Raw genomic sequence first — 26,510 nt, 5'->3', positions numbered from 1 at the left:
TGCCTGTCATTTCGATACCAGCCGAACCACCGCTATCGCGAGCAGACTAACGTCGGTACATCTGACAGGCCGATCTCCTGTGGCGAGGGAGCTTGCTCCCGCTGGGGCGCGAAGCGGCCCTGAGTCCTGACGACTCGGTGTGTCAGGTAAGTGGTTGGGGGCTGCTGCGCAGCCCAGCGGGAGCAAGCTCCCTCGCCACTGGGAATGGTGGCGATTGGCAGATTTGTGCTCGCCACCACAGCCCGTGTGGGCCGGTCAGGCGATCAGGGAGTAGACCAACGCCGTAATCGCCACCAAACCCACCCACACAACGAAGACATTGGAGGCCTGACCGCGATAGCGGGCCATGGCCGGGACTTTGCGGATGGCGTACATCGGCATCAGGAACAGGATGGCTGCGATGACCGGGCCGCCCAGGGTTTCAATCATGCCCAGGATGCTCGGGTTGAGCGTGGCGACGATCCAGCACACCAGCAGCATGAACGCCGCCGTCAGGCGGTCGAGGGTCTTGGGCGCCGGGCGGCGGCCGCTCTTGACGATCAGGCCCTTGAGGCCTTCGCTGGCACCGATGTAGTGCCCCAGGAACGATTTGGAGATGGCGACGAATGCAATCAGCGGCGCGGCAAAGGCGATGGTCGGGTTGCTGAAATGGTTGGCCAGGTACGACAGGATCGACAGGTTCTGTGCCTTGGCCTCGGCCAACTGCGCCGGGGTCAAGGTCAGCACGCAACTGAACACGAAGAACAGCACCATTACCACCATCAGCACATGGGCGCGCGACAGGATCTGCGAACTGCGTTCCTCGGCATTGGCGCCATAACGACGCTTCTGGTCCACCGCAAACGCCGAAATGATCGGCGAATGGTTGAACGAGAACACCATCACCGGAATCGCCAGCCACAGGGTATGCAGCAGGGCCGATGGTTCAGGCGGCGTGGACGCCGTGGTCAGGATGCCGCCGCTCCAGTGCGGAATCAGGAACACCGCCAGGAACAGCAGCGCAACGATGAACGGGTAGACCATCAGGCTCATGGCCTTGACGATCGCCTGCTCGCCGCAGCGGACCACCGCCAGCAGGCCCAGGATCAGCACCAGGGACAGCACAATCCGAGGAGGCGGCTGGATATGCAACTGATGTTCCAGGAAACTGCCCACCGTGTTGGTCAACGCCACGCTGTAGATCAGCAGGATCGGGAAAATGGCAAAGAAGTACAACAGCGTGATCAGCGCACCGGCCTTGAGGCCGAAATGTTCTTCCACCACCTCGGTGATGTCCGCGCCGTCGCGACCGGATAACACGAAACGGGTCAGGCCTCGGTGGGCATAGAACGTCATGGGGAACGCCAGCACAGCCAGGATCAGCAACGGCCAGAAGCCGCCCAGGCCCGCATTGATGGGTAAAAACAGAGTACCTGCACCGATGGCGGTGCCAAACAGGCCCAGCATCCACGTGGTGTCCTGGCGACTCCATTGGCTGAGGATGGCTGGGACTGTCGTTTCAAAGCGCTCTTCGACGCTATTGGCCTGATCATTCATCCGGGCGGATCTCCGTATTCCGGTCACATGCACCCGGCCGGGACGAGTCGGAAAAGCCCGACAGGCAGCGCCCTGGCCGAAACAGGGGCGCGATTGTCCGGGATTCACGAGCAGAAGCAAAGACTTAGCTGAGGAGCGGTTATGCGTATCAGATCACGCCAATAGAAACAGCCGCCGCATTTCCTGTGGGCGGGCTTGCTCGCCAAAGCGGTGTGTCATTTAGCCGATGCGTTACTGATATAACGCCTTCGCGAGCAAGCCCGCTCCCACAAGGGCGATGCTGAACCCGAAATGCACATAAAAAGCCAAGCCCCCCTGCCCCCGGCTCCTACAATCAGGTTGAATACTTGAAATCGCCCCAGCGCCCACAGGAGCCCAGCATGACCGCAACCGTTCTGGTACTGGTTGAAACCGTCAATGAATACCTGCCGATCCTCGAGAAGCAGGGTTACCACCTGGAATTGGCGCCCACGCCTGCCGAACGCAAGACGGCGATTTTCGAACACGGTGAACGCTTCAGCGCAGTACTGACCCGCGGCCCCCTGGGCCTGACGGAGGAAGAGATCGCCGCCCTGCCCAACCTGAAAATCATCTGCGTGATCGGTGCCGGTTACGAACAAGTAGACCTGCAGGCCGCGCGCCATCGGGGCATCGTGGTCACCAACGGCGCCGGGGTCAACGCGTCGTCGGTGGCTGACCATGCCATGGCGCTGTTGCTGGCGTTGGTGCGCGACATACCCCATTCCGATACCGCCCTGCGGCGGGGCGAATGGCCAAGGGTTGCGCGCCCTTCCCTGGCGGGCAAGCGGCTGGGCGTGCTGGGCCTTGGCGCGGTGGGCATGGCGATCGCCAAACGGGCCGCCCTGGGCTTTGACATGAGTATCAGCTATCACAACCGCCGGGTGCGCAATGACGTGCCCTACACCTTCTGCGCCACTCCCACGGAACTGGCGCGGGTTTCGGACTTCCTGATCGTCGCCACGCCAGGTGGCCTGGATACCCGGCAACTGATCAACAAGCAGACCCTCGATGCGCTCGGCCCTAAAGGGTTCCTGGTGAACGTCGCCAGGGCCAGCGTGGTTGCCACCGCTGATCTGATCAGCGCCCTGGAACACCGGCGAATCGCCGGAGCGGCCCTGGATGTGTTCGATCACGAGCCCGAGGTGCCGCAGGCGCTGAAAAAACTGCCCAACGTCGTCCTCACACCCCATGTGGCCGGCCTGTCGCCAGAAGCGACCCGCGCAATGGTAGAGCTGGTGGGCCAGAACCTGACCGCGTTTTTTTCCGGTAAACCGGTGTTGACGCCAGTGCCGTGGCCCGGCGAGGAGCGTTAAAGAACGCCCAATAACGTCCATAAGCGCCGGGATTCGGCATCGGCACTGATCAGTTCACCCAACAACTCGCTCAACGGCTTGTTGCCCCACTCCACGCCGCGCCGGATCAGGTAGGGCACCGGGCTGTGGGGTTCGGTACGAGCCAGGTAACCGGCGATGACCAGTAACTGTCGATAGGCCTCTTCACGATTGGCCGGCTCCTGGAAGACCTGGGCGGGTGCCGCCTGCGCCTGGGACGTCGACGTCGTGGACGGCGGGGGCGTTTGCACCGGCGCGACGGTGGGTTGCTGTGGGTGCATCGCGATGAACTCCTCTACCAGTGCCAGCAAGGCCTGCATCACGTCCTGCAGGGATTTGTAGCCCGGGGCCAGGTTGCCCAGGTAAGCGTCGCTCCAGGCTTCGAGCCGTTGCAGGTGTTGCAGGCTCAACATCAGGCTGCCTTGGCGATGCAGCCAGAACGACAAGGGTGTGTTGCGAATCAGTTCGGCGAGTTTCTTTTGATCGTTGCGCGCCGCTTCCGCCGAGGCCTTGGCGTTCTTGCTGTCGTTGACCAACACTTGCTGGCGCTGCAAGCGTTGCCAGTCGTCCAGGCAGAAAGCGGCGAAGGCCTGTTCCCGGCCGTCGAACAACGGCACCCGCGTCAGCAGCACTTCGCTGTAGCGACGGGCCAGCCACTCCAACGGGATTACCCGCCACGACTGGTCGCCTTCCTCGGCCTGGGGGTGCAACTGCTCCGGATAACGCTCACACAGCCCCGTCACCAGCGCCAGGCTGCCCGGCAATCCCTCCAGCCCGGCCATATGCAGCCAGGCCTCCCCCAGCCAGGCACTGATCATCAAGTCCTTGCTGCGCTCCAGCAGTAGCGTGGTCGCGAGCCGTTCCAGGTCCGGCCACAGGGCGCGCTTGATCGAAGACTGCCACACACCGGTGGGCAAGCTGGTGTCGTCCTCCCGGCGCAGTTCGCGCAGTTGGTCGTATTCCGGTTCGTAGCGCAGGTCCGGGCCACAGGGCGACTCGGCGCTGATCGGCTCGAGCAACTGAGTGACCAACTCAGGCAAAGGCGATATCGGCAAGCTCACAGGCCCTCCTCACGGGTGGCGATGGCGGGGCTCGATGCGGTCGCCATGAAAGGTGAACGGGGCGCCCGCGTCGGCAGCGGCGGGATCGACAACGGCAGCTTGGAGCCCTGGCTCATCAACGACAGGCGCACGAACATCAGTGTCTGTTCCGCCGTGCGGGCCTGGGTCTGGGCGGTGACCGGCAGTTGCAGGGCCAGGGGAAAATCGGTGTAGTCGACATTCGGCTGGCGCTGGGCCGACACCAGCGAGCGCATCAGGCGCAGCAATGACCACGGCCCTTGATACTCCCAGCCGGCCTCCAGGTCGCGCACCACCAGGTTCGGTTGCAATGGGTCATTGGCCGGACGCTGGTAGCCGTTGCGGGCCCAGCGCAAGGTCAGGCGCACGGGCTGGCCGACCATCCAGCGCAGGTTCTGCTGGCCGCCGCCGGGGTAGCTGATCTGTTGATTGCCGGCGTCCAGACTCCAGGCGATCACCTGGTCGGCGCCGCGCTCTTCATCGCGATCGGTGCGCCAGCGCACGTCCATTTCCACCCCCAGGATGCCACTCTTGTCCCTTACGAACAGCGGCCCAAGCCAAGTACCGGCCTGTTTCAAACGGTTGAGGAAATCCTCGGCCGCCAGCCGCTCTGGCGTCTGGCTCAACGTCAGCCCGGCCTGGGCCAGGGGCAGGCGCGTGTCGATCAGTTCCAGCAAATGCTGGACACGCGCCGGATCGGCATCGCTGGCCCGCACATCCTGAGAAAATGGGAAGCGCCCGGCCAGGTACTGATTGAAATAGTTGGCCACGTCATTCCAGGCGCTCGCGGCCTGGTTCTGTTGCAGGTACAGGCACCGTTGCAGGGCACCCTGCTGCAACGCGACCGTGCGCTGGGCCAGGTCGCCGCGCCCGCTGGGCAGGCTGGCGGTCTGCAAGATCTGCGCGCAGGAGGTGGTGTCCATGGCGATGAAGTCCCGGCTGACCAATTGCTCCAGTTGGGCCGCCGAGCTGGCCGGGTTCTGGTTCTTGTACTTGAGCAATTCATCGTTGAGGGCCATGAAGCGTGCCACTTGGTCGTGTTCCAGGGCCGACAAGTTATCCTGCTGGACGATCAGCCATTCCAGGGCGGGCATTCGCTGTTCGGCGACCTGCAGCATCACGCCGAACTGCTGGCTCAGGCTCAGCTTCAAGTCTTGTGGATCGCTGGCACCGTACAGCTGCAAGCCGAAGTTCTTCGAACCGTCCCAGCGCTGGACATCGGCCCGTTGGCTGAACAGCGGCTGGGCATCGATTTCGTCCAGGCCACTCTTGATCTGCGCCAATGCCCGGCGATTGAGCAGACGCTGGAAACGGATCGCCAGGTCGCCGCGATGTACATCCATGAAGGCTTTTTGCAGCGCCACGGCCTGGGTCGTTTGTACATTGAAGCCCATGCCGGGCAACGACGCGTCGCTTTCATCCAGGCTCAACCACATGGCCCGGGCCGCGGCGCCTTCAGCGGCCTGCATCAGCGCGTCACGGTAATCCGGCGGAATGCGCGGCAGTTCTTCGCCAGCATAGCTCTTGTAGCTGGCGAAGTAGTTCAGGGCGACACTGAAATCATCACTGCCATCGCCTTGGCCCATCGCATCGGGGTTGCTGTCCGACGGATCCTTCTGCATGGCCAACGCCACGAAATCGCGCTTGAACAGCGCCTGCACCGCACCGTCCAGCGCCGTGACATGGTCTTGCAAGACCAGCAAGCCACTGCCCTGTTGCACCAGCAGATTGTCCCGGGAGCCGGTCTGGACGATCCACTGGTCACGAAAACTCTGCTGCAACTTCGCCGCCTGGCTCTGCAGGTCCTGCTCGATATCCGGCCCCAGCAAAGTGCTGTGACTGACCTTGTCCAGCATCTGGCTGTAGCCGGGCACCAGGTCCTGGCCCTTGCCTCGCCCCCAGGCCGAGTTGGTCAGGCTGACCAGGGTCTGCAAATCGTCGATCAGCGCCATCAGGTCTTCGAGTTCACTCAACGAATTGCCACTGCCGGCCTCCAGCCGTTGCAAGTGCAGCTTGAGGTAACCGGCCTGGCGCACGAAGTTGTCCGCCAGGAAGTAATGGTCCAGCCAGCGCTGCATCAGGCCGGTGAAATTATCGGAGATCACCGGGCGCGCGGCATTCAGGTCCAACCCTTTCAAATCGCTGTTCCCGGCATCGAACAGCACCCGGTTGTAGAAATGTGCGCGGCTCAAGGTGCCGGTATTGAGCCCCAGGGACAAGGCTGTGTTGCTCAGTTGCACCAACTCGTCCAGCGGTGCCTTGGGATCGTTCACCACCTGGCTGAACATCTGGTTGTGCTGTTCAAGGCGTACCGCCAGGTCCACCAGTGCCTTGGCCTTCACATAGCTCTGCCATTGCGCCGGGTCTTCGTTCTCCACATTGCCCCGTCGCTCGGTGTTGCGGATGGATTTGAGCTGTTCCAGGTCTGAATTGAGCAGGTCCCGCAGAGGCAATATCCAATGGTGCCGAGCAGTCAGGCGCACCCCATTCTCCAGTTGCGTGTCCACGGAAGAGAACCACGAAGTGGGAAAGACCACCGAGACAAAGCGCCAGCGCGGGGCCTTTTCCAGCATGTTCCAGTAGTTCTGCACGTTGTGCCGGGTCGGTTCCAGCTGCGGTTCGTCAGGGTCGACCACGAGGTGGTTCTTATGGGTGCTGAGGATCAAGCGCGACAGCCCTTCGGCTTCCTCCACCGAATCGTGCCAGACCCAGACCATGCCACCCAACCACACCAGGCCCACCACCAACGCCACCGCTGCGACCAACCGATGCCCGCGCTGGCGCAGGCGCAACAGCCGCGGCACAGGTTGGGCCAAGCCACGCTCAGCCACCAGCCGTCGTGACCACAATTGCCGGGCGAACACGGTTTGGCGCTGGACACTTTCGGCGGCGGTCAAACCAGCACCGCTGACAGCCGGCGCCTGGCTGGCAGTGAAATACACCCCGCGACAACGCGGCGCTTCGCCTTGGGCATTGCCCTGGAACACCGGCTCCAGCAGGATCTGCAAGGCCCGTCGCAAGCCTTCGAAGCGCTCCGGCAAGCCATAAAGATCGCTGCCCAATTGCCCCGACAGCGCACCGATCTCGATGATCGACTGCGACAGCGCCGCATTGACCTGGTCCAGGGCCTGGTCACTCCACTGCGACTGCCAGGCCGCATCCGGCAAATAGGGCGAGGACCAGCCCAGCATCGATTCACGCGCCTCGGCGGGCAGCGCGCTGACCAGTTCCTGGACCCCGGGCAGCTCTTCCATCCCGCAGATCACCACGTACACCGGCAGGCTGAGGCCGAACCGTTGCAACAGGTCGATAAAGCACCGCCGGACCTTGAGGCTCAGTTCGGTGGTGTGTTCGATGTCATCGAGAGTGCTGAACGGCACGGTCCAGATCACCGCATCCAATGGTCGCTTGCTGCGCAAGCGCAACATCAGTCCCAACAGGCGCCACCAATTACCCCGTTGGCGGTTCATGCCTTCATCGGGCAGGAACAACGCCTGGGGCACCACCAGCACCGAACCCTCGGCATCGGAAAACCAGCGCCCGAACCAAGCGGCCTTGTCGGTCGGTTGCAAGCGCCATTGAGCGCACAATTGGGCGCCGTCGGTTTCGTTGCCGAGCATCATCAGCCAAGGCATCTGATAGCGGTCCCGGGTGCCCTGCTCCTGCTCCATGCGGCGCACCGCCCCATAGAAACTGCGAATCGCCGCCCCGCCTTGGGTCCGCAGCCACCAGATCAGGGCCGCGATCAACACCACCACGACGATGGCGAGCACCACCAGGGCAACGATGCTCAGCGGGCTCATGAGTCCTGCTCCTGGACCACCGCCGACTCGTTCAGTTGCAACACCGGTTCGAGTTCCAAACGAATGTCACGCCAGAACACCTGCCCCAACCCGGTCAGCAACAACACCATCGCCAGGATCGCCAGCCCCAGGCGAAAGCCGTCCGGCAGCGATTGCTGCACCGGCATGCGCATTGGCGGCGTCGCCGCAGACAGCGCCAGGCGCTGGCTGACATCGACATAATCGGGTTCGTGCTGCCAGGCAAACGTGAACAACGCCAGGCGCCATTTCTCATGCTGAACCTGGCCGGGCTCGCCACGCAATCGCCCCTGGAACCCGAGGATCAAGCACTGCAGGTAAACATTCGCCAGGTCCCGGGTGCCGGGCATCTGCTCGTCCAGTAGTTTCTTGATCGCCGCCGGCAAGCGCTCACCAGCCTGGCGACTGGCATACATGCGTGATTCGAGGGGGTGCTGCTGCCAGGCCAGTTGTCCGGGCCAAGGGCTGAACAGCAAGGTTTCGTCCACCAGCGCCACGAAGGCGTAGACCAGCGACTTGACCTGCTCGGTAGCGGCATCGCCGACGGTGGCGAAGGCCACCCGCCACAGACGCTGGGCGCTGCGCCCGGAAAACTCCACCACCCGATTGACCAATACCGCAGGGTCGCTGTCCTTGGGCAAGTCTTGCCATTCCTGGGACCACTTCAGCCAGGCCTGGCGAAAAGCGCTGCTCAGCGGCGCCTCATGCAGACTCCGAACCGCCCCGCCACTTCCATCAGGCATACGACTCCCCTTTTGCGATCAGGCACTTTCACTGGCTTGCGCCACGAACAACACCACTTGCCACGGGCTGCTGGCCTGGGCCGATGCCGGCGCCACGATGTGCAGCGGCAATTGCGCGTCGAACCATTGGCCGCTGGCGGCCACCACAAACAAACGGGTGTCGTCGCCCACGCTGTAGGCCACCTGTTCGTTGCGGCTCATGGCCTGGTGGGGCAGCCCGCTCATGCGTTGTCGGCTCAGCAGCGGGATGTGCCGCGCCGACGCGATGATCGCCCCACGCAACCACTCGCCCGCCGCCTGCTCGCTGGCGCCGTTGGGCATGCGCAGGCCGATCACCAGGCGTTGGTCCGGTTGGTCGTCAGGCAACTGGATCGAGAAGACCTGCTCATTGCGCTCAAAGGCCAGGCTGCGATAGCCGGCGCGAACCAGTTCCAGGGTGGTTTCCAGCCAGTCGAGCAACGGCTCGTAGCCGCGCTGCAATTCGAGGAAATCCAGCGGTGCGAAGGCCGGGACACCCGCCAGTGGATCGAGGGCCGACCAGCTCCCGGCCAGCCCCAGCAGCAAACCGTAGAGCGCCTGGGGCGTCGCCACCCGAGTGTTCAGCGCGCCTTCGACTTCCGGCAAGCGCGCCCACAAGGCGGTCAATTGCCGACGGATCTCCATGGCATCGTCCTGGTTGCCAGCCGCCTGGGCCTGGCGCAAGCGACCAGCGAGAAACATGCACTTTTCCCGGGCCCGGGCACACACCCCGGCGACCCGGCGACCGAGGGCCGACTCCGGCAACAGGATCGGCGTCGGCGGGGTGTAGGGCACGCGCCAGAAGCCACCGCCCTCCTTGCGGATGCGCAACAGCGGCAGGCAGATCGAATCCGCCTTGCTCAGTTGCGTGCACAGCCTCGGGTTGGGTCGCCAGACGGTGATCGACTCGGGAAATGCACCGCTGGTGAGATCCGGCAACGCCTCGCCGACCATCGATTGCAGGCGCCCCTTGAGCGGCACCAATTGCCCGGCACGCCACAGCGGGCTGACGGCCAGGTACACAGTCACGGTGGCGTCGTCGGTCTTGTCGATCGCCTCGCCGATGTCCAACTCCAGGGTCGGCCCGACCCCGGCCTGCAGGTTGACCGGCAGGCCGTCCGGCAAGGTGCCTTGCAATTGCAGCAGCCGCACCTGGCCGGCGCTGAGGGCCGAAGGATCGACTTCCAACTGGCTGACACCCCAGAACCAAGGGTTGCAGGCCCCGGCAAAATACGCAGCCAGGGCCTCGGCACGCAGCCCTTGCAATTGAAAATGCTGGGGCAGCAATTGCATGCCCTCATGCCAGCACACCGCGTCAGGTAACAGACTCATACGACTCCCTTCGACATCCCAATTCGCCGCGCTGGGCGGCCCGCGGTCACTCAAGGCTGGCTGTCATCGAGCCCCATCATTGACGAGGGTCATCTCCCGACTGTCGAACTTCAGCCAGGCCTGGCGCTGATCGTCCAGCCGAAGCCGGTGGGCTCCGGGAGTGTTATAGCTGGCGAAGACCAAAAGTCCAGCGGCGCGCCGGCCCTCCAACGGAAAGGGTTGGCGGTCGATGAATTGCCCCGGGACCAGCTCCAGCCCCCACACCGACATGAGTTGACGATAGTCGCGCTGGAACTGTTCGCGCTCGGCGAACCATTGGCTGGCGGTGATGCCCGACAGCTGCTTGAGCAGGTCCGGGTCGTTCACCGCGATGAAGTCCACGGCGATCGGCGTGTCGTCATTGGCACGCGGCGCGACGTCCAGGGTCAGGCTGTCCAGGTCGACGCTGGGGGCAAAAAGCGAGCAACCGGTGAGCGCCAGGCTCAAAAGAAATCCGAAAAAAAACCCACGCAAAATGAATCTTCCTTTTCTCAGCGGTCAAAAATTGTTTTTGCTTGCTTTTTTATAGACCTGTTCTAGCGTCTTGGGTAGTTCGACCCACACGGTCGAATGCGCCAGGTTCGTCAAGGGAATGACAGGTTTTCTGCCGTCCATTTGCAACCTGTGGATCAGCAAGGGAATGCGATGAGCGGGACTCCCGATGCATTGCGCCCACACATGCATCGGAGTCGGCCGCCATGGCAGAAAGTACCCAGCACAAGCTCGACAGAGTCCGTCCTCCCCGCGTCCAGATCACCTATGACGTGGAAATCGGCAACGCCATCGAGAAAAAAGAATTGCCACTGGTGGTCGGCATTCTGGCCGACCTCTCAGGCAAGCCACTGGACCCGCTGCCCAAGCTCAATGAGCGGCGCTTTACCGAAATCGATCGGGATAATTTCAACGAGGTGCTCGCCTCCATCTCCCCCCGCGCCACGCTCCAGGTGAACAACACCCTCAGCGGCGACGACAGCAAGCTCAACATCGAACTCAACTTCCGCCACATCGACGACTTCGACCCGGTCAAGGTCGTGGAGCAGGTCACGCCGTTGCGTCGGTTGTTCGAAGCGCGCCAACGCCTGCGGGACTTGCTGACCAAGCTCGACGGCAACGATGACCTGGACAAATTGCTGCGCGACGTGATCGCCAACACCGAAGGTCTGCAGGAGATCAAGTCGGCGCGTCCCCAGGACGTACCGCCAGAGCTGCCCGCCGTGGCCGCCAACGATGACCCTGCCCCGGCCGAACCACAGGCCTGATCGCGCGCTTCATTAAGGGAGATAACACCATGCCTGCTTCATCCAGCGCTCAAACCAGCGAGAGCACGACCCAGACCCTGTCCCTGCTGGACAAGATCATCGCCGAAGGCCGCATGGCCCACGACGACAGCCAGCAAGATTATGCCCGCGACATGCTGGCCGAATTCGCCACCCAGGTCCTCGACGAAGGCATGGCCATCGACAAGGACACCGTGGCGATGATCAATGACCGCATCAGCCAGATCGACCAATTGATCAGCGCCCAGCTCAACGAAGTGCTGCACCACCCTGACCTGCAGAAACTCGAAGCCTCCTGGCGCGGCCTGCACCTGCTGGTGCAGAACACCGAGACCAGCACTCGGCTCAAATTGCGCCTGCTCAACGTCACTCAGAAAGAACTGCAGAACGATCTGGAAAAAGCCGTCGAGTTCGACCAGAGCGCACTGTTCAAGAAGATCTACGAGGAAGAATACGGCACCTTCGGCGGGCACCCGTTCAGCCTGCTGGTGGGTGACTACACCTTTGGCCGGCATCCGCAGGACATCGGCCTGCTGGAAAAGCTCTCGAACGTCGCCGCCGCTGCACATGCCCCGTTCATTGCTGCCGCCAGCCCGCGGTTGTTCGACATGACCAGCTTCACCGAACTGGCGATCCCCAGGGACCTGTCGAAGATCTTCGAGAGCCAGGAGCTGATCAAGTGGCGCGCCTTCCGTGAAAGCGAAGACTCGCGCTACGTGTCGCTGGTGCTGCCGCACTTCCTGCTGCGCCTGCCGTACGGCCCGGACACGCTGCCGGTGGAAGGCATCAACTACGTCGAAGACGTCAACGGCACGGACCACAGCAAATACCTGTGGGGCAACGCCGCCTGGACCCTGGCGCAACGCATCACCGAAGCCTTCGCCAAATATGGCTGGTGCGCAGCCATTCGCGGGGCCGAGGGCGGTGGCGCGGTCGAAGGCCTGCCGGCCCATACGTTCCGCACCAGTTCCGGGGATCTGTCGCTCAAATGCCCGACCGAAGTGGCGATCACCGACCGTCGCGAAAAAGAACTCAACGACCTGGGCTTCATCTCCCTGTGCCACAAGAAAAACAGCGACGTGGCCGTGTTCTTCGGCGGCCAGACCACCAACAAGGCCAAGGTCTACAACACCAACGAGGCCAACGCCAACGCGCGGATCTCGGCAATGTTGCCGTACGTGCTCGCGGCCTCGCGCTTCGCCCATTACCTGAAGGTGATCATGCGTGACAAGGTCGGCAGTTTCATGACCCGCGACAACGTACAGACCTACCTCAACAACTGGATCGCCGACTACGTGCTGATCAACGACAACGCGCCACAAGAAATCAAGGCGCAGTACCCGTTGCGCGAAGCGCGAGTGGACGTGACGGAAGTGGCCGGCAAGCCAGGGGCCTACAAGGCCACGGTGTTCCTGAGGCCGCACTTCCAGCTGGAGGAGCTGACCGCCTCGATTCGCCTGGTGGCCACCCTGCCGCCGCCGGTAGCTGCCTGACGGTTGAACTTGTGGCGAGGACACTGTTGTGGCGAGGGGATTTATCCCCGCTGGGGCGCGAAGCGGCCCTAAGTACCGGCCACTCGGTGTATCCGGCAGATTAAGCTGACTGCTCAAGGGGCTGCTGCGCAGCCCAGCGGGGATAAATCCCCTCGCCACAGGGGTTCGGCATTCGTTTCTAGGGGTATTGGGTACCACCTACTTGTCTTCTTCAGGAGTTCCACACAATGGATGCAATCATTCTCGACCTCGGCGGCGACATCAAGGGCGACAGCCTGCTGGAGGGTTTCACGGACAAGATCGAGGTCATGTCCTACAGCCATAACGTGGCGATGCAGGTCACCAACGACGTCAGCAACTCGGAGCGTACCTCTGGTCGGCCCCATATCGGCGAATTCACCCTGACTAAATTCATCGACAGCTCCACCCCTTCGCTCAACGAGTATTGCTGCGCCGGCAAGCCGATCCCGCAGGCCGTCATCACCATCGGCCGCAACGCCGCCGAAGGCAGCGGCCAGATCATGCCGTTCATCGTCTACACCCTGACCAACGTCGTGCTGTCCAACGTCAGTGTCAGCGGCGGCACCGGCGGCAAACCGGTGGAAACCCTGTCGCTGAACTTCACCAAGATCAAATGGGAGCTCACCGCGCAGAAAGACGACGGCACCAAGGAAGGCACGGCGGGCACGACCTGGGACCTGGCCGCCAACAAAATGACCAAGTAGGGAAACCACGCCCATGGCTGGCTTCGGGCTGCGCCCGCCCCTGTTCGAACGCCTGGCCAGCCCGGCGGACGATACCGGGCGGGCGTTCGACCGACAGGCGTTGCAAGACTCGGTGCATGCCGAACTGTCGCGCCTGTTCAATACCCGACGCGGCCCACGGGCGCTGACCGAACCGCCGAGCATCCTGGACTACGGCATCGCCGACTGGACCGCGCTGCAACAGCAGCGCAGCGATGACCGCCGCCAACTGACCCGGGAAATCCGCCAGGCCATCACCTGCTTCGAACCTCGCCTGCGCCTGGGCGAGGTCGAGGTCTGCCCGGTGCCGGGCCGTCCGCAGCAACTGTGCATACGGCTGCTGGGCGAGCTGCGCGGCGACCAGCGTGCCTGGCCCGTGGTCTTTGTCATCGAGCACGCCGGCGACGGCCTTGAGGTACGACATGAGCGACTCGATTGACCCGCAACTGTTGGACTATTACCAACGCGAACTGACCTGGTTGCGGCACGCCGGGAGCCTGTTCGCCGAGCGCTACCCCAAGGTCGCCCGGCGCCTGGAGTTGTCTCCGGGCGAATGCCCCGACCCGCATGTCGAGCGCCTGCTGGAAGGTTTCGCCCTGTTGGCCGCCCGCTTGCAACGCCGGCTGGACGACGACTACGCCGAATTCAGCGATGCCCTGCTCGAACAGCTTTACCCGTTGGCCATGCGCCCCTTGCCGTCGTGCGCCATCGTGCAGTTCGAACCCGACCCCAGCAAAGGCAACTTGAACGAGGGCTACCCGCTGCCCCGCGACACACCGTTGTTCGTCACTACGGACAAAGGCCAGAGCATTCATTTTCGGACCACCGCCGCCGTGCACCTGTGGCCGGTTGAAATCAGCGAGGCATTGCTGCTGGGCAGCGACGAAACCCAGGCGCTGACCGGCGTGGTCCGGGCACGCTCGGCCTTGCGCCTGGAGCTGCGGTGCCTGGGCGAAAGCCAGTGGTCGACGCTGGGAATCGACTCGCTGCGGGTACACCTGGCGGCGTCACCGATCATCAACGCCGGGCTGTACGACCTGCTGGGCGCGCACGCCATCGAGGTCCTGGCCGGTGCGCCGGGCAGCGTGCCGGCGTCGCTGACAGGCTTGCCACAGATCGTCGGCTTCGCCAATGACCAGGTCTTGCTGCCGGATGAAGACGGCGTACATCCCGGCATGCGCCTGCTGGCGGAGTACTTTGCCTTCCCGGATAAATTCGGTTTCTTCGATCTGCCACTGGCCGGCGCCACCAGCGACGGTCCGTCGTTGTACCTGTACATCGTTTTCGACCGCCCTCCCACCAGCCGCCTGCCGCTCCAGGCCAGCGACATCGCCCTGGGCTGCACGCCGGTGATCAACCTGTTTCCCAGGACTTCCGAACCGCTGCGCCCGGATGGCACCCGCAGCGAGTACCGGTTGGTGGCCGACAGTCATCGGGAAAACAGCGTCGAGATCCACAGCATCCGTGGCATGCGCGCCATGTCCAGCCAGGGCGTGCGCAAAGTGCCGGCCTATTACGGAAGCCAGCATGGCAGCGACCAAACCTGTTATTGGCATGCGCGACGGGTCAGTGGCATGAGCCCGAACCGATTGGGCACCGACTTGATGGTCAGCCTGGTGGACACCCAGTTCGACCCGCTGGCCGAAACCCGCGACTACAGCCTCACCGCCGAACTGCTGTGCACCAACCGCCACCTGGCCCAGAGCCTGCCGGCCGGTACCCCGCTGGGTTTCGAGCGCCCGGGGCCGGTGGCCTGGGCGCGCCTGCGCAACCCACCCAGCCCGCAAAGCCTGCCGCGCCTGGACGGCGAATCGCGCTGGCGGCTGGTGTCGCAATTGACCCTCAACCATTTGTCGCTGGTCGAAGGCCCCCAGGCATTGGACGCACTGAGCGAGATCCTCCAATTGCACAACCTGCGGGACGAGGCCAGCGCCCATCGCCAGATCGAAGGGGTATCGGGGCTGAGTTGCGACCGAGTCATCGCCCATGTCGGCGAAGACGCCTGGCGCGGCTGGCGCAACGGCCTGGAGGTGCGCCTGCAACTGGATCCGCAACACTTCGTCGGTAGCAGCGCCGTGCTGTTCTCCGGGGTACTGGCGCAATTCTTTTCCCTTTACGCCACCGCCAATCGCTTCGTGCGCACCGTGCTGGTCCAGTCCGACAAGGAGGTGAAGACATGGCAACCCCAAGCCGGCAAACCCCTGGTGCTCTGAACCTGAGCCAGCGCCTGCGGCGCGACCCGCAACGTTTCGAATGGCTCCAGGCCTTGCTGTTGCTCGAACGTGAACATCCCCAGGCCGAGCCCCTGGGCAGCGGCACCGCGCCGCACGCCGAAGCCTTGCGTCTGCGCGGGCCCTTGACGCCGCTGTTCGCCGCCAGCGAAGTGGAAAGCCTGGGCCAGGAACCCGGCCTGCCGCCAACCCTGACCACGCCGATTTTCGGCCTCGGCGGCCCCGACGGCCCGTTGCCCTACGCCTACCAGGAATGGCTGCAACAACGAGCCCGGGCGAAGGATCATGCCCCTGCGGAATTCCTCGACCTGTTCCAGCATCGCCTGCTCAGCCTGCTTTACAAGGTGATGCGCAAACATCGCATCGCCTTGGGTTTCACTGCCCCGGGATCGTCCGCCGTACACGCGCAACTGCGGGCGTTGACCGGCCTGCTACCCAAGGCCTTGCAGGAGCGCCAGGCCGCCCCCGACTCGGCGGTACTGGCCTGCACCGCGCTGTACGCCGATGGCCGGCGCTCCCTGGACGGGTTCGCGGCGATTGTCCGTGAACAGTTCGGGCTGCCCGTGGAGCTGACGGCCTACGAAGGTGGCTGGCGTGAAATCCCGCCGGCCAGCCGCAGCCGCTTGCCACCGGGCGGGCGCAACCTGTGCCTGGGCCGCAACGCGGTGGCCGGCAGCCACGTCTGGGACGAACATGCCGGCGTGCGCCTGACCCTCGGCCCGCTGACCACGGGCCAGGCCAGCGGACTGCTGCCCAACGGCGAAACCCATCCGCTGCTCGCCAGCCTCTACGCCCTGTACTTCGGCCCCGACCTGGATTGCACCCTGGTGCTGCTGATCCGCGGCGCCGGCCCGCTGCAACTGGACCGCCAGGCAGCGCCACGGCTGAACTGGAACGGTGGCCTGCAACACCAGACGACCCTCGCCGTGCAGCGGATCGAAACCCGCCTTCGTCAGCCGGAGATTGCCTGAAATGGAACTGGCCAGCCTGATCGGACGCCTCAACCCGGACAACCGCCGCGCCCTGGAACGGGCCGCGCAACGTTGCATGCAGCGCAGCCATCACTACGTGGAAATCGAGCACCTGCTGTTGGAACTGCTCGACATCGAGGGCGGTGATTTTGCCTGCCTGCTGCCACGTTTCGGTCTGGAGCGTGACGCGGTGGCAACGGAAACCAACAAGGCACTGGACCTGTTCAAATCCGGCAGCACCCGCACACCCGCCTTATCGGCGCAAACCATCGGCCTGTTGGAAGACGCTGTGGTCCAGGCCAGTGTGCTGGGCCTGGACAGCATCCGCTCCGGGCTGTTGCTGCTGGCCCTTCTGGACCGTGATGAGCGCCGCAGCCTGCTGCTCAACAGCGCCTCGTCGTTGCTGCGCATTCCCCGCGACGCCCTGCGCGCCCATCTCTTGGAGTGGACCGAAAGCTCCCGTGAACATGTCGGTGGCGTGCGCCCGGCCAAACCCGGCGAGCCTCCCCAGAAACAAGACCCGGTGCTGGACCAGTACACCCAGGACTTGACCGCCGACGCCCGGGCCGGACGCATCGACCCCATCGTCGGTCGCGACGGCGAGATCCGCCAGTGCATCGATATCCTGCTCCGGCGCCGGCAGAACAACCCGATCCTGGTGGGCGCACCCGGCGTCGGCAAGACTGCGGTGGTGGAAGGCCTGGCCCTGCGTATCGCCGCTGGGGATGTGCCGCCGTCGTTGCAGGAAGTCACCCTGCGCGTACTCGACCTGGGCCTGTTGCAGGCCGGTGCCGGCGTCAAAGGTGAATTCGAACAGCGCCTCAAAGGCGTGATCGACGCGGTACGCAGTGCCGAAAAGCCGATCATCCTGTTTATCGACGAAGCCCATACGCTGATCGGCGCCGGCGGTGCGGAAGGCGGCAGCGACGCGGCCAACCTGCTCAAACCGGCCCTGGCCCGGGGCGAACTGCGCACCTTGGCCGCCACAACCTGGCTGGAGTACAAAAAATATTTCGAGAAAGACCCGGCCCTGGCCCGCCGCTTCCAACTGGTGCAGGTCGAAGAACCGGACGAACTTACCGCTGTGGAAATGCTCCGCGGCGTCGCGAGCAAACTGGAACAGCACCACGGCGTGCAGGTGCTGGACGCGGCCATCCACGAGGCGGTGAAGCTGTCCCACCGCTACATCTCCGGGCGACAGTTGCCGGACAAAGCCATCAGCGTGCTCGACACCGCCTGCGCCCGGGTCGCCCTCGGCCAGCACGACGTGCCGCCGCCGCTGGAAAGCCTGCGCCATCGGCAGAATAGCCTCAAGGACGAGGTCGAACGCCTGCGCCGGGAACAGGCCACCGGGCTGGATCATCGCGAGCGCATCACGCTGCTCGAAGCCGAATCGACCAGCAACGTGCAAGCCATCCGCGAGCTGGAAACCCGCTGGGGCGAAGAGCGCGAAGCCGTGCGCGAATTGCTCGACACCCGACGCGAACTGCTTACCCTGAGCGAACGCGCCGACAGTGAAAAAGCCGACACCGAGATCGATAACCGCATCGACCACTTGGCCGCCGAACTGCTGCGTCTGGAGGCCGGCCTCGATGCCATTCGCCAGGACGATCCGCTGGTGCCCGAACAGGTGGACAGCAAGACCGTCGCCGCCGTGATTGCCGGCTGGACGGGTATTCCGGTGGGCAAGATGCTCGCCGACGAAGCCCACGCCGTGCGCACCCTCGGCCAGCGCATGGGCCAGCGGGTCATGGGCCAGAGCACAGCGCTGAACACCATTGCCCAACGCCTGCAAGCCTACCGCGCCGGCCTCACCGACCCACAGAAACCGGTCGGGGTGTTCCTGCTGGTGGGCCCCACCGGCGTGGGCAAGACCGAAACCGCCTACGCCCTGGCCGACGCCTTGTACGGCGGTGAACGCAACCTGATCAGCATCAACCTCTCGGAGTACCAGGAAGCCCACACCGTCAGCCAACTCAAAGGCGCCCCACCCGGCTACGTCGGCTACGGCAGCGGCGGCGTGCTCACCGAAGCGGTGCGGCGCAAACCCTATTCCGTGGTGCTGCTGGATGAAATCGAAAAGGCCCACCCGGATGTGCTCGAAGCCTTCTACAACGTCTTCGACAAAGGCCTGATGGAAGACGGCACCGGCCTGGTGGTGGACTTCAAGAACACCGTGATGCTCGCCACCAGCAACGTCGGCGCTGAGCTGTTGCTGGATACGCCTAGCGCGCAACTGGGCAGCGACGCCTTCAACGAAGCCTTGCACAAAGTGCTGCTGCAAGCGTTCCGCCCGGCGTTTTTGGCGCGCATGACCGTGGTGGCGTACCGACCGCTGGATGAAGCGACGCTGGAGGGGATTGTGCTGGCGAAGCTGGAAAAATTGCGCGGGCGCTACAAGGCGGCGACCGGTAAGCAGTTCGAGTTCGATGCGGGGATCGTCAAGGCTGTTCTCGCCAAGTGCAGTGCGGCTGGAGCAAGGGATGTCGAGAATGTGTTGATGACGCAGGTGACGGGCAAGTTGGCGGAGTGGGTGTTGGAGTGAATTGCCCCCCCCGACTTGCATAATCATTTCCAACTGAATGGAGATAATCGCCATGACTGAAAAGGAGTTTCTCAACGTTGTACTACAGGCGGCCGGCGTTCACCCAGACGACTTTTCGGGTGCACCCGATCAGTTCACCAAAGGCTGGACATCGCATGCGCACTGGGAAACCGCTGCGCAGGTCGAGATTGCCCATCACTTGAAACGAGCCTACGTAACTGAAGCCAAACTCAGAGAGATCTATTACCCGGCGCCCTACTATCCAGAGCAGGTGGATTTTTATTTCGAGCTCGACGGCAGCTCCTATGCAGTGGAGATCAAAGTGGAAGGCGTCACTGGAAATTTTGCCGGTAAAAACCTTCAAGAGGCGATCACCCGCGATGTTCACAAGCTACACGGTTTCAATGCCGACCATCGCTGGGTTGTGATCATCGCTGTCACACAAAAAAACCGTAATTTACTGGAAATGACTTTAAATCGCGGCGACTCCTGGATTTGCGACGCGGAGGGTTCTTTCATCGCTTATCTCTGCAACATCGATACCTACCCCCATGGGCTTCCTATCAGTCGAACCAAGGAGCTGAGTGCGCCGTATAACTTCATCACTAAGCATTACAGTTGAATGACTGTCAGTCTTCATTCAATCCGACTCACGAATTCGTATGCTTCGAGGCCCTGAATGCCCCGCTCCACCGACAGCAACACCACCCTCTTCCTCACCGCCACCTCGCTGTCGGCGCTGTACCCTGAATCGCTGTCCGGCGAAGAACGCCTCAACGCCCTGGGTTCGCACATGCTCAACGGCGTCAACGACGGCGCCTCGCTGGACCTCACGACGGCCGTCGCCAGCCATGTGACCACCACGCTGCACAAGGACGCCTTGCTGCGCCCGCTGGATTGGCTGGTGGCCGAAATCCGCCAACTGCCGGCCGACGCCACCGCCGAACGCTATCAACTCCTGCTCCGGCCCTGGCTCTGGTGGCTGAGCCTGGCCAGCAACAACCGGGTGTTCCAGAACCTTGCCACATCGGACATCGTCACCACGATTTTCAAGGCCCATGGTTTCACCGACTTCCAGCTCAAGCTCACCGGCAGCTACACCCCGCGCGAATACTGCGTGCAGTACGGCGAAACCGACCTGGCCTTCGTCTCGCGCCTGTTGGAAGAAGATGGGATCTTCTGGTTTTTCACCCACGAGGAAGGCACCCACACGCTGGTCCTGGCCGACAGCAACGACGCCTTCGCACCGATTCCCAACGGGCCGACGGTGAACTACCTCGGGCAGCGAATCGGCGAGCGGGAACTGCACGGCATCCGCTCCGGGCAAGTGTGCCTGCAAGCGGTGGCCGGGGTTTACCAGGCGACCGACTATGAATTCACCACCCCAACGACATCGCTCTACAGCCAGGCCGAAGCCGTGGCCGGGCCAAGTTCGGTGTACGAACACCCGGGCGGCTACACCGCCAAGGCCCAGGGCGACGCGTTGACCAAACAGCGGGTGGACGGCCTGCGCAGCCAGGAGCAACGTTTTGTCGGCGAAAGCGATTGCCGCTGGCTGGTGCCGGGATACTGGTTCACCCTCGCCGGCCATGAAGACACGACACTGAATATCGATTGGGTCGTGACCTCGGTCAGCCACGAAGCCAGCCACGACAGCTATCGCAACCGCTTCGAAGCGATCCCCAAGGCCACGGTCTATCGCCCCCCCCGCCTCACGCCAAAACCCCGCATGCACACCCAGACAGCGCTGGTGGTGGGCAAGGCCGGCGAAGAAATCTGGACCGATGAATATGGCCGGATCAAATTGCAGTTCCCCTGGGACCGCACCGGCAAGAACGACGAGACGTCATCGTGCTGGGTCCGCGTGGTCTTGCCGTGGAGCGGCAAAGGCTTTGGCATGCAATTCGTGCCGCGCATCGGCCAGGAAGTCATCGTGACCTTCATCGACGGCGACCCGGACCGTCCCTTGGTCACCGGCTGCGTCTACAACGGCGACAATGCCCTGCCCTACGCGCTGCCGGCGAACCAGACCCAGTCCGGGATCAAGACCCAATCGTCCAAGGGCGGCGGCGGTTTCAACGAGTTGCGTTTCGAAGACAAGAAGGACGCCGAAGAGGTGTTTCTCCAGGCCCAGAAAGACTTCAACATCAACGTACTCAACGACACCACCGCCACCGTCGGTCACGACGAAACCCTCACGGTGCAGAACGCCCGCACCCGTACGGTAAAGGATGGCGACGAAACCGTGACCCTGGAGAAAGGCAAGCGCAGCGTGACCATCCAGACCGGCAGCGACAGCCTCGATGTGAAGGACACCCGCACTGTCACCGTGGGCTCGGACCAGACCCACAGCACAGGCGGCAACTACGAGCACAAGGTCACTGGCAATTACAGCCTGACGGTGGACGGCAACCTGACCATCAAGGTCAGCGGCACCCTGACCCTGCAAAGCGGCGGCAGCTTTGCGATCAAGAGCGGCGCCGACCTGGCCGCCCAGGCCAGCACGTCCATCAGCCAGAAAGCCGGCACAGCCCTGAGCAACCAGGCCGGTACCTCGCTGGAAAACAAAGCCGGCACCACCCTGACCAATGACGCCGGCATCAGCCTGGTGAACAAGGCGGCGGCCGAACAGACCGTGGACGGCGGCGGCATGCTGACCATCAAGGGCGGCCTGGTGAAGGTCAACTGACAGGAACCTACCGATGGCCTCGAAGAGACTCGACGTGGAACGTGGCGACAGCCAACTGACCGGGCAACTGGTCGACGGCCAGCTCGACGGCCCGCTGCAGATTGAAGAAGCCCAACGCCCGCAAGCAAAACTCAACTACAGCCAAGGTGAACTGCAAGGCACCAGCACCCTGTATCACCCCAATGGCAAGGTCTCGGCAGTACTGCCGTTCGTGAAAGGCAAACTGCAAGGTGTGGCGAGCTTCTACGCGGCCGAAGGCGGGTTGCAACGCCAAGCCACGTATCGCCGCGGGTTGCTGCACGGCGAGGCGAACAACTACTTTCCCGACGGACAACTGGCCGAAGCCGAGGTCTATCGCGACGGCGTGCGCGACGGCCGCTATCGCCGCCTGCACCCCAACGGCAACCCGGCGGTCGAAGCGCGCTACCTCAACGGCCAACTGCTGGAACCAGCCCAGGCCTACGCCGAAGACGGCCGGCCGCTGGACGCCGAAGGCAAGCCAATCTCCCGGGTGCGCTGGTGGTTCAGGCGCTGGAATGATCCGGCGCAGGCATAAACTGGGGACTGGTTCCAGCAGCCGCCTCGCTCCCACAGGGAATGCTGTTCACCTAAGGTTTGTTTAATTCACTGTGGCGAGGGAGCTTGCTCCCGCTTGAGTGCGAAGCACTCACAAAAATGGGCCTGCTGCGCAGTCCAGCGGGAGCAAGCTCTCTCGCCACGGGGTCATCTACGGTCTTAAGTAACCTACATAGCCTCCCACAGGGATCTTGGTGTTACTCAGGGAATCAACATCTGCACCTGCCCTGGCACCACGATCTTGATCACCCCGGCCCAGGTACACATCAAGGTGCTGTTAGCATCGATGGCCGGCATGTTGCCCAGCAACAGGGTCGGGGCGCCGCCGGGGATCCATGGCGCCGCGGTGGCCGGGATGCAGGGCATGGGCGTCAGCACGCCGAGTGCCGCCGCGGTGGCGGCGGCCACGGTCGGGTTCGCCAGGCTCATGCACATGCCAAACGTGGTGATGTTCACCAGCGGGATGTGGTCCATGATGTTCGCCGCCGGCATCCCGCCGGTCAGCAGGCGATTGACCGGCAGCACATTGAGCACCGCCGGGGCAGCGCCGAAGCTGCATTGCAAGGTCGCGGTGCCACAGACTTGCGGGCATCCCATCGCGGTTGCTCCATTGAAAGCGACAGATTCCAGAACCTTAGCTCGCCCATCCTCGACGCGCACGCCGCAATGCATCAAGCCCACTGATTATCCTGCAACACGCTAACCTATAAGACCCTGGCGTGCTTGTGACGCCTCCCGCGCGCCATTAGATTAGCCAATGATCGATGGCCTCCAAAATAAGCAGAAGGGATAAGCATGGCGTTTACTGATCAGTCCACCCGCGTGCGCGACGGTGAAGAACTCGATGCCAACCTGATCGACCCGTACCTCAAGGCCCACATTCCCGGCCTGACTGGCCTGCCCCGGATCAGCCAGTTTCCCGGTGGCGCGTCGAACCTGACCTACCTGCTGGAATACCCCGAGCAGGAATTCGTCCTGCGCCGTCCGCCGTTCGGCCACAAGGCCAAGTCCGCCCACGACATGGGCCGCGAGTTCCGCATCCTCAATCAGCTGCGCGAGGCATTCCCCTATTGCCCGAAGGCCTACGTGCACTGCACCGACGAGTCAGTGATGGGCGCCGAGTTCTATGTAATGGAACGGGTCAAGGGCATCATCCTGCGCTCAGACCTGCCGCCGGAACTGGGTTTCGACGCCGCCCGCACCGAAGCGCTGTGCAAGAGCTTCATCGACCGGCTCGTCGAGCTGCACCGTGTCGACTACAACGCCTGCGGCCTGGCCGACCTGGGCAAGCCCGAAGGCTACGTGGCCCGGCAGATCCGCGGCTGGAGCGACCGCTACGAAAAAGCCCTGACCCCGGACGCGCCGAAATGGGAGACGGTCAAGGCCTGGCTCAACGACAAGATGCCCGCCGACCACCCTACGTCGAGCATCGTCCACAACGACTACCGCTTCGACAACGTGATCCTCGACCCCGAGAACCCGATGCAGATCATCGGCGTACTGGACTGGGAACTGACCACGATCGGCGATCCGTTGATGGACCTGGGCAACAGCCTCGCCTACTGGATCGAGGCCGACGACCCGGCGCCGGTGCAACTGATGCGCCGCCAGCCAAGCCACGCCCCTGGCATGCTGACCCGCCGCGAGTTCGTCGATTACTACGCCGAACGCGCCGGGATCCGCATCGACAACTTCGACTTCTATTACACCTACGGCCTGTTCCGCCTGGCCGGCATCGTCCAGCAGATCTACTACCGCTTCTTCCACGGCCAGACCCAGGACAAACGCTTCGCGCAGTTCGTTCAGATGAACAAGCTGCTGGAGCAGATGAGCCTGCAGGTCATCAGCAAATCCACGCTCTGAGCGCACCTATAACAAGGAAACAGCATGTCCAAGACCCAGTTGTTCGACCTCGACGGTAAAATCGCTTTCGTTTCCGGCGCCAGCCGCGGCATCGGCGAAGCCATCGCCAAACTGCTGGCCCAGCAAGGCGCGCATGTGATCGTTTCCAGCCGCAAGCTCGACGGTTGCCAACACGTGGCCGACGCCATCATCGCCGCCGGCGGCAAGGCCACCGCCATCGCCTGCCACATCGGTGAAATGGAGCAGATCAGCCAGGTATTCGCGAGCATCCGCGAACAGTTCGGACGCCTGGACATCCTGGTCAACAACGCCGCCACCAACCCGCAATTCTGCAACGTCCTGGACACCGACCTGGGTGCGTTCCAGAAAACCGTGGACGTGAACATCCGCGGCTACTTCTTCATGTCGGTGGAAGCCGGCAAGCTGATGCGCGAGAACGGCGGCGGCAGCATCATCAACGTGGCGTCGATCAACGGCATCTCGCCGGGGATCTTCCAGGGCATCTACTCGGTGACCAAGGCTGCGGTGATCAACATGACCAAAGTCTTCGCCAAGGAGTGCGCGCAATTCGGCATCCGCTGCAACGCCCTGCTGCCGGGCCTGACCGACACCAAGTTCGCCTCGGCCCTGGTCAAGAACGACGCCATCCTGAAAACCGCCCTGGCGCAGATCCCCCTCAAGCGCGTGGCCGACCCGAGCGAAATGGCCGGCGCTGTGCTGTACCTGGCCAGCGATGCGTCGAGCTACACCACGGGTGTGGCGTTGAATGTGGACGGTGGGTTCCTGTCCTGAGGATGGAAACCTTTGTGGGAGCGGGCTTGCTCGCTCCCACATGGCATTGTAGTGACGACGAACAAATGAATATTTATTCCAACATTTGCAATTAGAGAATATTTATTCCATAAATAGCCCTTCTGAAAATAACAATTCAAAGGGCTCTTCCTCATGCGTGAACTCGGCATCGGTCTGATTGGCACCGGCTTCATGGGCCGTGCCCATGCCTTGGCGTTCCACAATGCCAAGGCGGTGTTCGACCTCCCCCTGAACCTGACACTGGCGGCCCTGGCCGACGCCGATCCTCAGCGTGCCCGGCAGTGCGCCCAGAGCTGGGGGTTCGAAACGGCCCATAGCGACTGGCAACAACTGATTGACGACCCCAAGGTCAACCTGATCGCCATCACCACTCCCAATCACCTGCACTTCCCGATGGCCATGGCGGCGTTGGCGGCGGGCAAGCCGGTCTATTGTGAAAAACCCCTGGCGGTGTCCCTGGAGCAGGCCGAGCAGATGCGCCAGGCGGCCAAGGCGGCCGGGGTGGTGACGCGGGTCGGCTACAACTACCAGCACAACCCGATCATTCAACGGGCGCGGGACATGATCCAGCGCGGCGAACTGGGACAGATCATCAGTTTCCAGGGCGAATTCAGCGAAGACTTCATGGCCAACCCCGCCTCGCCGTGGTCATGGCGCTGCGAAGCGGCCCACGCCGGCGGCGCACTGGCGGACCTGGGCAGCCACTTGCTGGCCATGGCCCGGCACTTGTTGGGCGATGTCGAGGCGGTGTGCGCCGACAGCCAGACCGTGCACAGCCAACGGCCTGCCAGCGCGGGCAATGCCGAACAACGTGCCATCGCGGTGGACGACCAGGTCCACGCGTTGCTGCGTTTCGCCAATGGCGCCCGGGGCACGGTGAGCAGCAGTTGGCTCAAGCACGGCTACAAAAACCACCTGAGCTTCGAGATCAGCGGCACCCTCGGCACCCTGGCGTTCGATCAGGAACGGCTGAATGAACTGCGCGTGTGTCGCGTCGGCCAGCCAGGTTTCCAGCGCCTGCTGGCCGGCCCGGATTTGCCGGGCTACGCCGCGTTCAGCCCGGCCGCCGGGCACCAGTTGGGGTACAACGAATTGAAGACCCTGGAGGTGCAGGAACTGGTCATGACGCTTGCAGGCGAAGGCGGCAGCGGCACGGACTTCGAAGAGGCCTGGGAAGTGGAGCGGCTGGCGGCGGCGATTCGGGTGGCGGCGCGGGAGCAGCGTTGGGTGAAGGTCAGCGAGCTATAACCCCTCACTTCAGTACCCCCTGTTTGGTCCGGGGACATGGTTAACACTCCCCTGTGGCGAGGGAGCTTGCTCCCGCTGGGTTGCGCAGCAACCCCAAAGAGACTGAATGCTGAATGCGACCAACCTGACACACCCAGGTGA

General features: G+C 63.3%; 21 protein-coding genes. 14 read left to right on the top strand and 7 right to left on the bottom strand.

Features of this window, described 5'->3' with window-relative positions; translation table 11 throughout:
• Positions 1-255: 255 nt before the first annotated feature.
• Complete coding sequence (locus tag BLO97_RS29955) at positions 256-1,536, bottom strand: serine/threonine transporter (protein WP_092349724.1); 1,281 nt, start codon at positions 1,534-1,536, stop codon at positions 256-258.
• A gap of 380 nt (positions 1,537-1,916) precedes the next feature.
• On the opposite strand from BLO97_RS29955, the gene BLO97_RS29950 reads away from it, so the two are divergent.
• Complete coding sequence (locus tag BLO97_RS29950; protein ID WP_092349721.1) at positions 1,917-2,870, top strand: 2-hydroxyacid dehydrogenase; 954 nt, start codon at positions 1,917-1,919, stop codon at positions 2,868-2,870.
• On the opposite strand, the gene tssA is transcribed toward BLO97_RS29950, so the two are convergent.
• From tssA to BLO97_RS29925, 5 genes are all read right to left on the bottom strand, one after another.
• Positions 2,867-3,949 (bottom strand): type VI secretion system protein TssA, encoded by a 1,083-nt coding sequence (gene tssA / locus BLO97_RS29945; RefSeq protein WP_092349718.1) that lies wholly within the window; start codon positions 3,947-3,949, stop codon positions 2,867-2,869. The two genes, BLO97_RS29950 and tssA, sit on opposite strands and share 4 nt — an antisense overlap.
• A complete protein-coding gene (locus BLO97_RS29940; RefSeq protein WP_092349715.1) occupies positions 3,946-7,770 on the bottom strand; it encodes a type VI secretion system protein in 3,825 nt (1,274 codons plus the stop codon). The genes tssA and BLO97_RS29940 overlap by 4 nt, the downstream gene beginning before the upstream one ends.
• On the bottom strand, positions 7,767-8,531 hold the full coding sequence (locus BLO97_RS29935; protein ID WP_063320713.1) for a DotU family type IV/VI secretion system protein: 765 nt from the start codon (positions 8,529-8,531) through the stop codon (positions 7,767-7,769). The genes BLO97_RS29940 and BLO97_RS29935 overlap by 4 nt, the downstream gene beginning before the upstream one ends.
• Positions 8,532-8,549: 18 nt before the next feature.
• Complete coding sequence (gene tssK / locus BLO97_RS29930) at positions 8,550-9,881, bottom strand: type VI secretion system baseplate subunit TssK (protein WP_092145973.1); 1,332 nt, start codon at positions 9,879-9,881, stop codon at positions 8,550-8,552.
• 63 nt (positions 9,882-9,944) lie between these two features.
• On the bottom strand, positions 9,945-10,394 hold the full coding sequence (locus tag BLO97_RS29925; RefSeq protein ID WP_063320711.1) for a hypothetical protein: 450 nt from the start codon (positions 10,392-10,394) through the stop codon (positions 9,945-9,947).
• A gap of 224 nt (positions 10,395-10,618) precedes the next feature.
• On the opposite strand from BLO97_RS29925, the gene tssB reads away from it, so the two are divergent.
• From tssB to BLO97_RS29870, 10 genes are all read left to right on the top strand, one after another.
• Positions 10,619-11,179, top strand: coding sequence for a type VI secretion system contractile sheath small subunit (tssB, locus tag BLO97_RS29915; protein ID WP_003202799.1), 561 nt, complete (start codon positions 10,619-10,621; stop codon positions 11,177-11,179).
• A gap of 29 nt (positions 11,180-11,208) precedes the next feature.
• The gene (tssC, locus tag BLO97_RS29910) at positions 11,209-12,690 is read left to right on the top strand and encodes a type VI secretion system contractile sheath large subunit (RefSeq protein ID WP_063320710.1); all 1,482 of its coding nucleotides are present in this window, start codon (positions 11,209-11,211) and stop codon (positions 12,688-12,690) included.
• 227 nt (positions 12,691-12,917) lie between these two features.
• On the top strand, positions 12,918-13,415 hold the full coding sequence (locus BLO97_RS29905; protein WP_014337905.1) for an Hcp family type VI secretion system effector: 498 nt from the start codon (positions 12,918-12,920) through the stop codon (positions 13,413-13,415).
• Positions 13,416-13,428: 13 nt separating this feature from the next.
• On the top strand, positions 13,429-13,872 hold the full coding sequence (gene tssE / locus BLO97_RS29900; RefSeq protein WP_092349712.1) for a type VI secretion system baseplate subunit TssE: 444 nt from the start codon (positions 13,429-13,431) through the stop codon (positions 13,870-13,872).
• On the top strand, positions 13,856-15,646 hold the full coding sequence (gene tssF / locus BLO97_RS29895) for a type VI secretion system baseplate subunit TssF (protein ID WP_092145979.1): 1,791 nt from the start codon (positions 13,856-13,858) through the stop codon (positions 15,644-15,646). Before tssE ends, tssF begins: the two co-directional genes overlap by 17 nt.
• Positions 15,610-16,635, top strand: coding sequence for a type VI secretion system baseplate subunit TssG (gene tssG / locus BLO97_RS29890; protein ID WP_072341852.1), 1,026 nt, complete (start codon positions 15,610-15,612; stop codon positions 16,633-16,635). Before tssF ends, tssG begins: the two co-directional genes overlap by 37 nt.
• A gap of 1 nt (position 16,636) precedes the next feature.
• Positions 16,637-19,180, top strand: a complete 2,544-nt coding sequence (tssH, locus tag BLO97_RS29885) for a type VI secretion system ATPase TssH (RefSeq protein ID WP_092145983.1) — start codon at positions 16,637-16,639, stop codon at positions 19,178-19,180.
• 52 nt (positions 19,181-19,232) lie between these two features.
• A complete protein-coding gene (locus BLO97_RS29880; protein ID WP_092145985.1) occupies positions 19,233-19,802 on the top strand; it encodes a hypothetical protein in 570 nt (189 codons plus the stop codon).
• A gap of 57 nt (positions 19,803-19,859) precedes the next feature.
• Positions 19,860-21,869, top strand: a complete 2,010-nt coding sequence (tssI, locus tag BLO97_RS29875; protein WP_092145987.1) for a type VI secretion system Vgr family protein — start codon at positions 19,860-19,862, stop codon at positions 21,867-21,869.
• A 13-nt stretch (positions 21,870-21,882) separates the two neighbouring features.
• The gene (locus tag BLO97_RS29870; protein ID WP_063320703.1) at positions 21,883-22,425 is read left to right on the top strand and encodes a toxin-antitoxin system YwqK family antitoxin; all 543 of its coding nucleotides are present in this window, start codon (positions 21,883-21,885) and stop codon (positions 22,423-22,425) included.
• A 221-nt stretch (positions 22,426-22,646) separates the two neighbouring features.
• Here BLO97_RS29870 and BLO97_RS29865 read toward each other — a convergent pair whose 3' ends face one another.
• Positions 22,647-23,042 carry a DUF4280 domain-containing protein gene (locus BLO97_RS29865; protein WP_003202818.1) on the bottom strand — a complete coding sequence of 132 codons (396 nt, stop codon included), beginning with the start codon at positions 23,040-23,042 and terminating at the stop codon, positions 22,647-22,649.
• 198 nt (positions 23,043-23,240) lie between these two features.
• Here BLO97_RS29865 and BLO97_RS29860 point away from each other — a divergent pair, with 198 nt between their 5' ends.
• The 3 genes from BLO97_RS29860 (at position 23,241) to BLO97_RS29850 (ending at position 26,369) form a co-directional block, all read left to right on the top strand.
• Entirely contained in the window at positions 23,241-24,308 is a 1,068-nt protein-coding gene (locus tag BLO97_RS29860) for a phosphotransferase family protein (protein WP_092349709.1), read from the top strand.
• Positions 24,309-24,332: 24 nt separating this feature from the next.
• On the top strand, positions 24,333-25,100 hold the full coding sequence (locus BLO97_RS29855) for an SDR family oxidoreductase (RefSeq protein WP_092145993.1): 768 nt from the start codon (positions 24,333-24,335) through the stop codon (positions 25,098-25,100).
• A 153-nt stretch (positions 25,101-25,253) separates the two neighbouring features.
• Positions 25,254-26,369 (top strand): Gfo/Idh/MocA family protein, encoded by a 1,116-nt coding sequence (locus tag BLO97_RS29850; RefSeq protein WP_092349706.1) that lies wholly within the window; start codon positions 25,254-25,256, stop codon positions 26,367-26,369.
• Positions 26,370-26,510 lie beyond the last annotated feature (141 nt).

This window comes from Pseudomonas sp. NFACC05-1 (genome assembly GCF_900100135.1).
In the GTDB taxonomy this organism is placed as follows: domain Bacteria; phylum Pseudomonadota; class Gammaproteobacteria; order Pseudomonadales; family Pseudomonadaceae; genus Aquipseudomonas; species Aquipseudomonas fluorescens_Q.
This window is presented reverse-complemented; position numbering and strand designations above follow the sequence as displayed.